Origin of the sequence: Erysipelothrix aquatica, assembly GCF_009828775.2 — a bacterium.
Classification (GTDB): domain Bacteria; phylum Bacillota_I; class Bacilli_A; order Erysipelotrichales; family Erysipelotrichaceae; genus Erysipelothrix; species Erysipelothrix aquatica.
Map to the genome: position 1 here is coordinate 1 of NZ_WTSY02000019.1, position 12,970 is coordinate 12,970.

Here is a 12,970-nt window from a genome sequence, read left to right on the forward strand (position 1 = left end):
TAGCACCTTTCTTGGAGTGTAGTAACCTAAGTATATCGTGTTTGTCATCTATGTCTTTTATTATGTTCGAAATTAAGCATTAAAAAGTGTTGATGATTTCTCACCAACACTAGAATATGTAGAACCTGAAAATTTGAAACGACTTTAGCCGTTTCTTTTTTATGTCATACTTTTGCCCTATTTGATGTGTATGCTATTGGCGAGGTGAACTATGAAAAAAATAACGACAATATTATTACTAATGGTTTTGCTAGTGGGGTGCACCCAAAGCCAAGAAACGGAGCCTATAGAAGCACCAAAGCAAGCGGTTCAAACAAAGGAACATGATCCATATCGAATTGATTATGATACAGTCTCTGAAACAGATACAACGCATGACATCAAAGTGATTGAAACAACGCAAACATTCAATTCGCAAACTTTGAATCGTTATATGTATACCGATAAGGACAATAATGACTATCCTGCTGGTTATCCGATAGTTGTAAAGAAAGATACTGCACTAACATTGAATGTGGAGAATCAAACGCAAACAGATACGAATATTCACTGGCACGGTTTATCCTTGCCCAATGATCAAGACGGTCCTGCTTTACTGATAAACCGTCAACAGACTTTTCAATATCAGTTCACGCCTGACTATCAAGGGACCTACTGGTACCATTCGCATAATCGTCCAGTTCGAGACCAAGTTGATTTTGGGATGTATGGACCGTTGGTTATTTTGGAACCAGAAGATGCAAAGTATACGATAGATCAAATCCTAGTGATAGATGACTGGGCTGTAAATCAAGTCAGTGGACATATGCAAATCGAAGGTGATACAGATACAGTTAATGGCAAAACAGGATCTGAAATTGAGCCGATTTCTTTTAATAATACGGATTTAGTAAAGTTACGATTTATTCAGGCAGCAACTGCGAAGAGTACAGTCATCAACTTTCCATTTGAGGTTAATGTAACGCATACAGATGGGATGCCTCTTGAAACGCCTTTTAAAACAACCGTATTGGAAATTGCACCAGGAGAGCGCTATGATGTTGAATTAACCCATAAAGGAAATACAGATGAGACATTTGCAATCACCAATGATCGTAATCAAGGCTTTAAGATTCCTTTGATTTATGCGGCAAATGAGGATGGTAATCCTCATACAATCACAAATCAACAACCATCGCTTTATCAAATCGATGAAACTGCAATTCCACAACAACCCAATGTATCAATACGAATGGGTTCAACCATGAGTCGTGGCATGGGTCATGAGTGGACATTAAATGATGAGGTTTTCCCCAATACGGAATCGTTCAATCTGCAAAAAGATACTGTTTACCGTATACGTTTTACCAATGAAAATCGTATGAACAACCATCCGATGCATATCCATGGTGCTCATTTTAAAATCTTAAGTGTGAATGGTGAAGCTGTTGAAAAAACAGTGTGGAAAGATACCGTTGATGTGCCAGCGGGGAGCTATATAGATGTTGCCATCCAATTTAAAAACCCTGGTGAGTGGATGCTCCATTGTCATATTTTGGATCACGAAGACGGTGGTATGATGACAAGTATTATTGTGGAATAAAAAGATCTTGAGTGGGTTACTAAAAATATAGTAACAAGCTTAAATTTATGATATGATACTTCCACTATGGGTCCGCTTCTCGGTGTGTAATGACCCTTAATTTTGATTTAGAAATTAAGGAGGCATTATGATACAAATAGAGCATATTTCTAAAACTTATAAAGTACCTATCCGCGAGGGTGGCATCAAAGAAGCAATCCGTGCCCTTTACAATCGTCAGTACCAAATCATTCAGGCTTTAGACGATATTAGCTATACCATTCCCAAGGGTCAAATTGTTGGTTACATCGGTCCAAATGGAGCGGGGAAAAGTACGACGATTAAAATAATGACAGGTATTCTACAACCAGATACTGGATCATGCACCATCAACGGTCGTGATCCTTTTCGTTCGCGAAAAGAGCATGCCCAACAAATTGGGGTTGTATTTGGCCAACGGACACAGTTATGGTGGGATATTCCTGTTATTGATTCGTTTGAACTACTCAAAGATATCTATGCGATTTCGGATGAAGATTATCGGCAGCGATTGGCGGAGTTGTCAGCCCTTTTAGAGCTTGAACCCCTGTTAAAAATACCTACTCGACAATTAAGCCTTGGGCAACGTATGCGATGTGATATCGCAGCCGCACTTATTCATAATCCAAAGGTGCTATTCTTAGATGAGCCAACAATCGGGTTGGATGCACCTTCAAAAATAGCAGTTCGCCAATTTATTAAATCAATCAATAAACGCTTTGAAACGACAATCGTTTTAACAACTCACGATATGCAAGATATCGAATCGTTAGTCGACCGAATTATATTAATAGGTAAAGGGCGTATTTTATTTGATGGTACGATGCGCATGCTTAAAAATCAGTATGAACTTGAAAAGCAAATCAAGATTCGTTTCAATGGCATGCTCATGGAGCATTCGAGCTATGTTATCGAGTCGCAAGACGACCAAGCAGCAACGCTTCGTGTTATCGGTGCCGTCAGTGATGCGGTCCGCGTTCTAAGTGATACAGTTGATATCGTGGATATGGAAATTGTAAGCACATCTTTAGATGATATTATCGTCAAGGCGTACGAGGCATATCAAATATGAAACTGTATCTATCGTTTTTTAAAATACGTTTTAAAGCGGGTCTTCAATACCGTGCTGCAGCCCTATCGGGAATGATAACCCAATTTGCATGGGGCTTTATGCTTATTGTGATGTTAGGGGTCTTTAACGGTAGTACGATGACACCCACTGATTTATCAACGTATGTGTGGCTTAATCAAGCGTTACTTGCCTTAACTGCGATTTGGGCACTGGATAGTAGTGTATTCGAAACGATTGAAAATGGTGATGTCGCTTATGAAGCAGTCAAACCGGTGAATCTCTACACACTGTGGTTTGTTCGCAATGTGGCCCATCGGCTGTCTCGTTGTGCATTACGATTTGCGCCAATTCTTCTGATTGCAGTGTGGTTACCAGAACCCTTTACATTACGGTTACCATCAACACCTACCCACTTCTTAGGGTTTCTTCTCTCACTAGCACTTACAGTCACAATTGAAGTCGCGATAACAATGTGGATGTATGTCTTTGTTATGCATACGAAGTCATCACTGGGCATCCGAACATTCTTTGTTGCTTTGTTTGAAATGTTTTCTGGAAGCAGCATTCCCTATGCGTTCTTTCCGATTGCATTCCAAAACATCCTCAAATTAACCTTCTTTTATGGTTTGCAAACAGCTACATTTAATCTATATCTTGGGCTTGCAGATCCTCTTTCAACACTGAGCATTCAATTCTTTTGGGCCTGTGTCCTGATTGGTACGGGGTATGTTGCAATGCAGTACAAACTCAAGTCATTCGAAATTGTGGGAGGATAATATGAAACTGTATTTTAAAATTGTTGCAATGCATATTAAGTCACAATTACAACATCGAACTGCATTTCTTGCGTTATCTTTAGGGCAGGCTTTGTTAACATTCAGTGGCATTTTTGCAGTTATTATTTTAGCGACCAATGTTACGACCGTTGCGGGGTTCAGTACACCAGAAATTTTGCTTGCGGGTGCAGTTGTAACTTTATCATTTGCAATTGCAGAATGTGTCTTTCGAGGGTTTGATACATTTCCGCGGTTGTTGGGGAACGGTCAATTTGATCGTATCCTCGTCCGACCTCAAAATGTGTTGCTTCAGGTCATAGGGAGCACAATGGAATTAAGTCGGTTGGGAAGAATTGTGGTTGCGAGTATTATTCTTGTGGTGGTCTCTCAGACTGTAGTGCTGTACCATATCTGGTTACTGGCAATCATGGTTGTGTCTGGGGTCGTTCTTTTTGGTTCTTTATTTATAATTTATGGATCCTGTAGTTTCTTTACGACTGATTCTTTGGAAGTGTTTAATATATTAACGGATGGTGGTCGTGAGTTTGGACAAGTGCCATATGGTTTGTATGGAAAAAATATTCTGAAAGTACTGACGTTCATCCTACCTTTGGCATGTTTTCAGTATTATCCATTATTGGTTGTGCTTGGACGCGATGTTCCGACATACTTTCAATGGACACCGCTTGCGTGCTTTCTTTTCGTAATTCCTGCATTGTTAATGTGGCGCTGGGGTCGCCATCACTACCGATCAACGGGCTCATAAAAAAAGACTGGTATCACATTATTGTGATTGCCAGTCTTTTAATAAATAACCAAAGTAGTGAATATCATACCAAACATCATCATAGCGGAATGCTTCCCGTTTAGTTCCTTCATGCGTGAAGCCTAGTTTCTCATAAACATGACGGGCTCTCGGGTTGAAGTCAAAGACATCCAACTCAATACGATGGAGTCCTAAGGTTCCGAATGCATAGTCTAATAGAAGTTGAATTGCTTCGCTTCCATAACCAAAGTTTGCATGTGCTGGGTCCATAAGAATTCGAAGATTGCAAATATTCAGGATTTCGTCCCATTCGTTCAAAACGATTTCCCCAACAACAATTCCGTTTGCGACAATGGCTAAATCAAGTCTGTCTGTTGCACTAGGTAGTGATTGATACCATGTTGTATACCGTTGAAGATCTGCTTCGGTTGGTGCTTTTTGAGCATCCTTTGATGTAAAGGCACTTCCGGTTAAAAAGGTCACTTCGGGAATGTTGATGATTTCAATCATTCGTGGAATATCCTCAGTTTGAAAACGACGAAGTTGAATATTTTTACCGATTAGTGTTGGTTTATTTTCGAAAATAGTTTCGGTTGTTTCGCCATCAATCCGTTTTGATAACGTTAAGATGTCATCGATGGATTGAGCTCTTATATCCATCGACAGTATTGTTTGAAAGACTGATAATTCTTCTGCACTTAAAACATTAAATTCTGTCGGATAAGTGGGTGCAGTGTCCGGTACTTCAAGATACTGTTGTTTGAGGACGAGATAATGATACATCAAATTGGGTTCAATATGAGCGCCGTGTTTGATGCGTGTATCCAGTAAATCGCCAATGGTTTTTTGGTGAATTTCTCCGAAAGGGAAAACGTGCTTGAAGTAATCTTGAGCATCTTGCTCTTGTTGCTGTTTGGTTCGAAATAGTTTTTGTAAGTCCATAAGGTCACCTCTGCCTTAAGTATACAAATTATGCACTATACGCTGCAACATATTCTTGTGCATATGTATTTAAGCGATCGAGTGTACTTATAATGTCATGTTCAGATGTTGCAGGGTTGGTGCTGCACATACGAACTACTGTTTTTGATTCCAACTCAGTTGTGAACACGCCCGCATAACCAGAATCAACGATTGACTTAGCGATGCTTGCATTTAATGCATCGTTTGTTTCTTTTGAAGACTCTGGATGGTTGTAACGGAAGTTAATGATTGCGAAATGTGGTCCAGAGACAAGTTCCCAGTTTTCCATGGTACTAAGTGTTAAGGCGCCAAGTTCGGCTAATGTTTGCCCATAGTCAACACGACGGCTAAACTCATCCGTACCAAGAACTTGCAAGGTAAGCCAAAGTTTTAAGGCACGAGCAGGGCGAGTCAACTCAATTCCAAGTGATGAAAAGTCAACCGATCCGCCATCAATATCTTGAAGATATTCCGGTGTTGCACTAAAACTGTTGAGAAGGTCTTGTTTATCTTTGACGATAATCATGGCACAACTATAAGTTTGGAAAAGCAATTTATGAGCATCCCAACTGACGCTATCCGCACGTTCAATACCTTCTAGATGATGACGTTGTGTCGCGGATAACAAGAACGATGCACCGTAGGCACCATCAACGTGGAGCCAAATGCCATATGATGCTGCAATATCAGCGATGGCATGAAGTGGGTCTACAGTACCTGTGTTGGTTGTTCCTGCGGTTGCAATTATTGTCGTTGGGACAAGGCCGTTCGATAGATCTTGTTCAATCATTGTTTGAAGCTGATGGGCGTCTATTTGGAACGCACTATTTGTGGGAACAAAACGTAATTGTTTGCGCGTATACCCGATGATGTACAACGCTTTTTCTACGGAATGGTGAGTTTGGTCGGAAAGGTATACAACACCAAGATGACGATTGTCTTCGGATAATACCTTATCACGGCCAACAATAACGCCTGTCAAGTTGGCCATTGAACCGCCTGAGACAAAGACACCACCCGCTTTTTCAGAAAATCCAATCTGTTGGGCTAACCATTGGATGACGTTTTCTTCGATAGTACTTGCAGATGAACTGTTAATCCAGTTACTTGCATGGACATTAAACGCTTGCGTCATGACATCGCCTAACCATGACAATTTTGATGCAGGTCCGGGGATAAACCCAAATGCACGAGTATGGTCTTGCTTTAGAATGTGTGGGTAAACGTCTGTGAGTAATTCTTGAACGACTGCATCGACGCTTCGTCCTTCTTTGCTAAAGGTTTGGTTGGCGAAGTATGCAATGATGTCGTCAGGTGCAACACTACGCGCCGGCGCATCAGTTGTATCATTAAAATAGGTGTTGATAAACGCAAGCGCTGCCTCATAGACTGCTTGGTCTTCAGTTAGATTTAAATTTTTCATGGGGGAACTCCTTTACAATGCTTTCGATTAAATATACCATGTCCGTATACATAAGAAAAATTAAACAAATTAATGTGACATATAAATTGCATTTATAGGAGGTGCTTATGGATTTACGACACATTCAATCTTTTGTTAAGGTTGTGGAAAAACAAAGTTTTAGTAAGGCAGCTCAAGAACTAGGTTACACACAAGCAGCTATTACGATACAAATTAAGCAACTCGAAGAAACACTCGGTACGAAGTTGTTTGACCGTATTCATCGCAAAGTTCGGTTAACAGAAGATGGGGAAGCATTTATCTTTTATGCGAATGATATTTTACGTACTTTTAACCGAGCACGATCATTCAAAAATGATGAAGAGTCAGTAAAGACGATCATCCGTGTTGGAACCGTAGGGTCATTGGGAAGTCATTTTTTCCCGGATTTTATATATACATTCAGTCAACAGTATCCGTTGGTTGAATTAAAAATAATTATAGGCACGACTAAAAGTTTGACAGATATGATTCACCGCAACGAGATAGATATCATGTACACGATTGACGAACTCATTTATGAGCCCGAACTTGTAAACATGATGCGAGAACCGGAGCCCATTTACTTTGTGACAAAAGATCCAAACATTAAAGCACAAAAATATGCTTTAGATGAAATTAGTGATTATCCGTTTTTACTCACAGAAAAAGGCGAAGCGTACCGGTATGAACTCGAACGTCACCTTGCACATGAATCGGTAGATCTCAACGCGATTGTGGAAGTTGGCGAAATTGGCATCATTACAAAGGTTCTCAAAAAAGGACTTGGAATTGCATACCTTCCATATTTTTCTGTGAAAGATGATGTTGATAGTCATGCGTTAAATATTGTGGATGTAGATATTCCCAATGTCACGATGTGGCGTCAAGTTATGGTTCATGAAAAGAAATTTTTAAGTAAAGGAATGAAAGACTTTTTAGAAACAATTACAAAAAAATAAAACACCACGATAAGTGGTGTTTAGTCATGCTTGCTTTCACGATATGTGAAGTAAGATCCAATTCCGGCTAATGCAGAAAGGACAAGTAAGCCTTTTGAATTAAAGAGGACGCCAGTTCCAAGTAGAACTGTAGCAACTGTGCCATTGATTTTTGCGTGTTTTCGAAGGCTTTCGCTATCATCTTTAGGAAGCGGCATCGTAATTCCTAATTTCTTGTTAATTGCATCTACTTTTTGGTTTATTTCGCGAATCATTATTTCTTCTCCTTTGTGATGTGTGGTAATGTGGCCCGAAGCATGAGTTCATATATATCGGCTTTATTTGTTGTGGTCTCATGGCCGCTTCTAAGTGTAGAAAGTAGTGTGTTCAATGTGTCAAATGTAAAAGTATCTGAGATTATAGAGGTAAGTCCACAGGTTTCAAGCGCATCTTCAAAACTTGAGTAGTTGCTTTCAAAGAGACGATTCACTTGAAGCGGGTCAAGTTTCTTCAAGAACAGTTTAAAGTCGTGATCGTTAAACGTATACAGAAAAGGCTTTGAGTCATATTCATGATAGAGCATCATATTGAGAGCAATGAATCCTTCAAGCGTTGGTTGGCGGTGGGTGATGTCATGCGCACGTTCAGATAAATCGTTTTGAATACTCAAGAATGACTCATAAAAAAGTTCTTCCTTATTCTCAAAGAGTAAATAGAATGATCCTGTAGCAATATTGGCTGATGAGGTAAGGGCAGCGATACTTGTCTTTGTGTAACCTTTGTCAATCCAAGATTGGATACACGCCTCTACTAAGCTTGAGCGTAGTGCTTGTTTCTCTCCGTCGGTGAATCCTTTAGGTCCAGTTTTCATTGTTCCTCCAATCATGAATATAATTAATTCAATATTCATAATTAAAGTATACGATGTAATGGAACATAATTCAAGTATAAAAAAACCACCATGATGTGGTGGTTGTGTTGATTATTGGTGAGTGATTGCAGGTGTTGCGCTGTATTCATATAGGTAAGCGACACCATTGGCAGTAAATGTGAATGCGAGAGGATACGAAGAGTCTTTAACGACCTCGATGTCTTGAATATCACGAAGCGTAACATTAAGCGTGTTTATAATGTCATTAAGGATTGGACTATCTGTTGCTTCGAGGTATCGTGAGTCAAACTGTTGGAGCTCGTGTAAGGCATCAAACTCCTGAATGACACCATCTTCATAGTGCTTCACACGAAGATCGAAAGCATCGATATGTTGGATGTAGAGTTTTTCCCACAGGTTTTCACGAGTTTCGAGCTTTTCATACTCTTTAACGAGCAGCTCGGCAAACGCTGTTGAGAAAGCACGGTCATAATAGACATGGCCTAACATACACCAAGTTCCTTCACCGATGACGACATCAAGAATTTTTCCATCTGCATCAGCGTTGACATAGTACTCGCCCGCTTCAGAAACGTCATGTTGAACGACAGGATATGTTGCATGAAGTTCATATGCGTGAAAGACGTTTTCTGTAAAATAGTTATCGGATGAACAAATATAGGTGTTTTTCAATTTGTCCAAGACAAGCATGAGTGTGGATGTGTTGTTGTAGCGATTGAAATCATGATTAATGATAATCTTGACATTAAACATTTCAGCGAGGTACTCAAACAATTCATGTTTATAACCGAGAACTAGCGTAATATCTGTAATGCCAACTGCCTGAAGTTGCTTGATTTGACGTTCGATTAAAATTTCATCCTTAACATTTAGAAGTCCTTTTGGTTTTTCAAAAGAAAGTGGTGCGAATCGTGATGCCATACCTGCAGCCATAATAACGGCGTTATCAACTTTATAAGGTTCGAGTGCATTTAAACCAGCATCTGTAATGTTTCGATCAGCATCGATAAATCCCAATTCAAATAAGTGTTGTGATTGTGAATCGGAAGTATGAAGTTTGTTTTCATAAGCATTTCGTAAGTATGTAAATTCTGTAGCGTTCATAGTAACTCCTTGAGGCAGTGCCCTTGTATTCTATGGATATCTTACACCAATCAATTATGAACTTCAATCACGCATCAAGGGTCTAGTTTGATATACTGTAAGAAAGGAGCTTATCATGAAAATTGAACGTATAGAAACTTTGGGCGAACCACAAATTGCGATGCTTGTTCGGATTTGGGAACGGTCAGTCTTTGAAACTCATGACTTTCTCAAGGTCGGAGATTATCGAAAATTTAAAACGATGATTCCGACATATTTTGAACACACAGATAGTGTGATTGGGGCGTATGAGGACTCGCAGTGTGTAGGTTTTGCGGCACAGAAGGGTGATAACTTGGATATGTTGTTTGTTGATCCTGATCACTTTGGTAAAGGTATTGGTAAAAAGTTACTCTCGGCCATGGAAACGATGGGCGTAAAAACACTGGATGTGAACGAAGATAACCCCAATGCACGCTTATTTTATGAAGCGATGGGCTATCGTGTTGTACGTCGTAGTGCGGTAGATGATAACGGTAATCCGTACCCTATTCTTCATATGGAAAAATAAGCAGATTATGCTTATTTTTTTTTGTGGTGGAAGATTTTTATGTGATTTAATATTTGTCAAGATTTTGTGATATGATTATCATACAAATTAATAGTAAGTATTGGGGTAAGAATATGGGTAAAATACTGAATTCAAAAGGACGCCTTGAATTTTCATTCAAGGCCTTTAAAAAATGGGTTACGAACTATAAGCTTTTTAATATGCTCCTGGTTATTGCGTTGGTGTTAGTCGGATATACATTCTGGGATGAACGTCCCAATTCGATGCGAACACCGTTTTACAAAAATACACGCGACTACAATAATGTCACGGGAAGTTACGATTTTAATGCGTTTTACGAATTATTGTCACAAGAAAAAGGTGCATCCGTCAAAGATGTACACTTTAAGCTCGAAACACCGTATTGTTACGATACCAACGATGTTTCACTGTGCATTAAGGGATACGAACTATTTCAAACAGAAAAACATGTTCCGTTAACATCAGTCTATAAATATAATAAAGCCAGTCACTTTGTAATCGTACGTTTAGAGATTGCAAATAGGCGCGATAATCCAATATCAATAGACAATTTTTATCAACATTATGGTGATGTTTCAGATTTCACCAGACCGTTAAGAAATGAAGAATTCGAGATTCCTAACAATATAGGAAACTTTGGCCGGGACGACAAATTAAAAGTCGACCAGCATCAAACCTATGAAGGCTATTTGCTGTATCCACTCACAGCAGAAGCATACCGCCAACTCTATTTTGAGGGAAGTTACTGGATCAGTATGCCAGATGTTGTGGATACATCCAAATTAGATGCGCGAAACCTGATGGGACTATCTGAAGTCATTGAATTACCGATGGTCGAACCTGTCATGGCATCCCATCTCGAAACAGTTACGAACTTACCAACAGAACAAACGAAGCGGACATCGAGTTTTTCAAAAGTATCCACTCATTATGAACCCAATGTAACAATCACCAATAGCCAAGAGACTTTGGCTGTTGAAGTACAGGTAATTGAAGAGGGATATACTGAATACCGTCCATATTATATTTCGAAACGTAAAAACAGATCGTATTTACATGGGAAGACAAACTATCAGACTGTGAAGGTTCGCCTCACGAATTTAGGAATGCCTTCGATTGATACACAAGTTCTCACCGCATCATTGGACTTGGCATCGAGCAATTTCAAATCAACGGGTTATTTGGTTTCAACGCGAATGCAAGTTGAAGCGAATGGTACCGCAGATTTAATCTTTGAGTTTTCTAGGGATGAACGCGGGACCAATGCCCTCATTCCGAATGAAACATACCGTTTTATTTTATCAAATGACAGAAAGGACATTCTGCTTGAAGGTGAACTCAAGCTAGAACAATAGGGGGAAAATAATATGGCAATGATCGATATCGTAAAATACGAGGGTGATAATCAAGAATTCGCATGGAAGTTTCCAAATGATGCACTTTCAACAAAATCACAACTCATCGTGAATGAGTCACAAGTGGCGGTACTTTTTCGAGGTGGAAAGGCCTATGACATTTATGAACCAGGACGGCATACGCTTAATACTGAAAATATTCCGTTGTTGAATGCAATCATCAATTTACCATTTGGTAAAGAATCACCATTCAAAGCTGAAATATGGTATGTCAACATGGCACATGTATTGGATGTCAAATGGGGAACACAGACGCCTGTGAATATCCAAGATCCGAAATATGGAATTTACGTGCCAGTAAGTGCTTATGGGCAGTTTGGGATGACAATAAACGATCCGAAGACATTTTTGAAAAAGATGGTTGGAACAGTACCAAGTTTTGGTCGAGAACATATCACCAAGTATTTCAGAGGGATGTATACCAGTCATGTTAAGGATGAAATTTCGACCTACTTAATTGAAAAAAGAATTCCAGTTTTAGATTTAGGTGCATACCTGACAGAACTGTCTGCCTTTATGAAACAACAAATGATGTCAGAATTTGATGCGTATGGCATCGAATTATTGAATTTTTACGTAGAAGACATTAGTACTGATGATGACGATGAAGGCGTTGTTCGATTGAAACAGGCTTTATCAAAACGTGCTGAAATGGATATCATTGGTTATGAATATAAAGAAGAAAGAACCTTTGATGCTTTAGTTGGCGCTGCACAAAATGAAGGCAGCACCGGCGGTTTCATGGGAGCCGGTATTGGCTTGGGCGTAGGAAGTGCGGTTGGACAAAATCTGGGTGCCGCAATGAATGAAGTTACGCAAAGTGTTTTGAAAACTGAGACCCGAACATGCAGTAACTGTAACCACCCTGTGAACGAAGGAGATAAGTTTTGCGGTAATTGTGCTCAAATTCTACAAGCTCCAGAACATCGTTGTACATGCGGCGCTGTCGTAGGTGAACACCAAAAATTCTGTCACGAATGTGGACAAAGTTTGCACAATAAATGTACGGCATGTGATGCACCCCTCAAGCAAGATGCAAAATTCTGCCCTGATTGTGGAAAGGCGGTCGTAGATGATGAAGCGTAAAGCAGATGTAGCATTGATTGCGGGTATCATATGTATCGCGTTCACGGTCCTCGTGGGTGTGCTCACTGATTTACTTGGATCCAGCTTCGTTGTTTGGGTGCTGGTTGCCGAATTCCTAGCGACAGGTTTGACCTACCAATCCCTACAAAAAAATACACTTACCAAAATAGCGGTAATGCCAGTGATGCTTGTATATGTACTATTAGCAATTGTCTTTGCGACAATTATATACGCCATTCCAAATGTTAGTGAAGCTATTTTACATATTGGCGAAGCAGCACTACTTGGTGGTGTCATTATCCCTTATTTAGTCATTAGCACAACCGGGAATAATGAGGTATAG

General features: G+C 39.7%; 14 protein-coding genes. 9 read left to right on the forward strand and 5 right to left on the reverse strand.

The window, feature by feature from the left end; all coding sequences use genetic code 11:
* Positions 1 to 211: 211 nt before the first annotated feature.
* The 4 genes from GVV20_RS06405 (at position 212) to GVV20_RS06420 (ending at position 4,214) form a co-directional block, all read left to right on the forward strand.
* Positions 212 to 1,582, forward strand: a complete 1,371-nt coding sequence (locus tag GVV20_RS06405; protein ID WP_159740631.1) for a multicopper oxidase family protein — start codon at positions 212 to 214, stop codon at positions 1,580 to 1,582.
* 127 nt (positions 1,583 to 1,709) lie between these two features.
* The gene (locus tag GVV20_RS06410) at positions 1,710 to 2,672 is read left to right on the forward strand and encodes an ABC transporter ATP-binding protein (RefSeq protein ID WP_159740630.1); all 963 of its coding nucleotides are present in this window, start codon (positions 1,710 to 1,712) and stop codon (positions 2,670 to 2,672) included.
* Complete coding sequence (locus GVV20_RS06415; RefSeq protein WP_159740629.1) at positions 2,669 to 3,448, forward strand: ABC transporter permease; 780 nt, start codon at positions 2,669 to 2,671, stop codon at positions 3,446 to 3,448. Before GVV20_RS06410 ends, GVV20_RS06415 begins: the two co-directional genes overlap by 4 nt.
* Before the next feature lies 1 nt (position 3,449).
* Positions 3,450 to 4,214, forward strand: coding sequence for an ABC transporter permease (locus tag GVV20_RS06420; RefSeq protein ID WP_159740628.1), 765 nt, complete (start codon positions 3,450 to 3,452; stop codon positions 4,212 to 4,214).
* An 18-nt stretch (positions 4,215 to 4,232) separates the two neighbouring features.
* Here GVV20_RS06420 and GVV20_RS06425 read toward each other — a convergent pair whose 3' ends face one another.
* On the reverse strand, positions 4,233 to 5,156 hold the full coding sequence (locus tag GVV20_RS06425) for a GNAT family N-acetyltransferase (protein WP_159740627.1): 924 nt from the start codon (positions 5,154 to 5,156) through the stop codon (positions 4,233 to 4,235).
* A gap of 28 nt (positions 5,157 to 5,184) precedes the next feature.
* Positions 5,185 to 6,600: a pyridoxal phosphate-dependent decarboxylase family protein gene (locus GVV20_RS06430; RefSeq protein ID WP_159740626.1), complete on the reverse strand. Its 1,416-nt coding sequence runs from the start codon at positions 6,598 to 6,600 to the stop codon at positions 5,185 to 5,187.
* 107 nt (positions 6,601 to 6,707) lie between these two features.
* Between GVV20_RS06430 and GVV20_RS06435 the strand changes: the two genes are divergently transcribed.
* Positions 6,708 to 7,580, forward strand: coding sequence for a LysR family transcriptional regulator (locus GVV20_RS06435; protein WP_159740625.1), 873 nt, complete (start codon positions 6,708 to 6,710; stop codon positions 7,578 to 7,580).
* Between the two features lie 20 nt (positions 7,581 to 7,600).
* Here GVV20_RS06435 and GVV20_RS06440 read toward each other — a convergent pair whose 3' ends face one another.
* From GVV20_RS06440 to GVV20_RS06450, 3 genes are all read right to left on the reverse strand, one after another.
* The gene (locus GVV20_RS06440; RefSeq protein WP_159740624.1) at positions 7,601 to 7,834 is read right to left on the reverse strand and encodes a hypothetical protein; all 234 of its coding nucleotides are present in this window, start codon (positions 7,832 to 7,834) and stop codon (positions 7,601 to 7,603) included.
* Positions 7,834 to 8,430 carry a TetR/AcrR family transcriptional regulator gene (locus GVV20_RS06445; protein WP_159740623.1) on the reverse strand — a complete coding sequence of 199 codons (597 nt, stop codon included), beginning with the start codon at positions 8,428 to 8,430 and terminating at the stop codon, positions 7,834 to 7,836. Before GVV20_RS06445 ends, GVV20_RS06440 begins: the two co-directional genes overlap by 1 nt.
* A 111-nt stretch (positions 8,431 to 8,541) precedes the next feature.
* Positions 8,542 to 9,555: an NTP transferase domain-containing protein gene (locus GVV20_RS06450; RefSeq protein ID WP_159740622.1), complete on the reverse strand. Its 1,014-nt coding sequence runs from the start codon at positions 9,553 to 9,555 to the stop codon at positions 8,542 to 8,544.
* Positions 9,556 to 9,670: 115 nt separating this feature from the next.
* On the opposite strand from GVV20_RS06450, the gene GVV20_RS06455 reads away from it, so the two are divergent.
* From GVV20_RS06455 to GVV20_RS06470, 4 genes are all read left to right on the forward strand, one after another.
* Positions 9,671 to 10,105 carry a GNAT family N-acetyltransferase gene (locus GVV20_RS06455; RefSeq protein ID WP_159740621.1) on the forward strand — a complete coding sequence of 145 codons (435 nt, stop codon included), beginning with the start codon at positions 9,671 to 9,673 and terminating at the stop codon, positions 10,103 to 10,105.
* Between the two features lie 113 nt (positions 10,106 to 10,218).
* The gene (locus tag GVV20_RS06460; RefSeq protein ID WP_159740620.1) at positions 10,219 to 11,481 is read left to right on the forward strand and encodes a hypothetical protein; all 1,263 of its coding nucleotides are present in this window, start codon (positions 10,219 to 10,221) and stop codon (positions 11,479 to 11,481) included.
* A 12-nt stretch (positions 11,482 to 11,493) separates the two neighbouring features.
* Positions 11,494 to 12,627 (forward strand): SPFH domain-containing protein, encoded by a 1,134-nt coding sequence (locus tag GVV20_RS06465; RefSeq protein ID WP_159740619.1) that lies wholly within the window; start codon positions 11,494 to 11,496, stop codon positions 12,625 to 12,627.
* A complete protein-coding gene (locus GVV20_RS06470; RefSeq protein WP_159740618.1) occupies positions 12,614 to 12,970 on the forward strand; it encodes a hypothetical protein in 357 nt (118 codons plus the stop codon). The genes GVV20_RS06465 and GVV20_RS06470 overlap by 14 nt, the downstream gene beginning before the upstream one ends.

Coding starts and splice junctions, on each gene's coding strand:
- GVV20_RS06405 (WP_159740631.1), top strand. CDS start 212: ATGAAAAAAATAACGACAATATTATTACTAATGGTTTTGCTAGTGGGG.
- GVV20_RS06410 (WP_159740630.1), top strand. CDS start 1,710: ATGATACAAATAGAGCATATTTCTAAAACTTATAAAGTACCTATCCGC.
- GVV20_RS06415 (WP_159740629.1), top strand. CDS start 2,669: ATGAAACTGTATCTATCGTTTTTTAAAATACGTTTTAAAGCGGGTCTT.
- GVV20_RS06420 (WP_159740628.1), top strand. CDS start 3,450: ATGAAACTGTATTTTAAAATTGTTGCAATGCATATTAAGTCACAATTA.
- GVV20_RS06425 (WP_159740627.1), bottom strand. CDS start 5,156: ATGGACTTACAAAAACTATTTCGAACCAAACAGCAACAAGAGCAAGAT.
- GVV20_RS06430 (WP_159740626.1), bottom strand. CDS start 6,600: ATGAAAAATTTAAATCTAACTGAAGACCAAGCAGTCTATGAGGCAGCG.
- GVV20_RS06435 (WP_159740625.1), top strand. CDS start 6,708: ATGGATTTACGACACATTCAATCTTTTGTTAAGGTTGTGGAAAAACAA.
- GVV20_RS06440 (WP_159740624.1), bottom strand. CDS start 7,834: ATGATTCGCGAAATAAACCAAAAAGTAGATGCAATTAACAAGAAATTA.
- GVV20_RS06445 (WP_159740623.1), bottom strand. CDS start 8,430: ATGAAAACTGGACCTAAAGGATTCACCGACGGAGAGAAACAAGCACTA.
- GVV20_RS06450 (WP_159740622.1), bottom strand. CDS start 9,555: ATGAACGCTACAGAATTTACATACTTACGAAATGCTTATGAAAACAAA.
- GVV20_RS06455 (WP_159740621.1), top strand. CDS start 9,671: ATGAAAATTGAACGTATAGAAACTTTGGGCGAACCACAAATTGCGATG.
- GVV20_RS06460 (WP_159740620.1), top strand. CDS start 10,219: ATGGGTAAAATACTGAATTCAAAAGGACGCCTTGAATTTTCATTCAAG.
- GVV20_RS06465 (WP_159740619.1), top strand. CDS start 11,494: ATGGCAATGATCGATATCGTAAAATACGAGGGTGATAATCAAGAATTC.
- GVV20_RS06470 (WP_159740618.1), top strand. CDS start 12,614: ATGATGAAGCGTAAAGCAGATGTAGCATTGATTGCGGGTATCATATGT.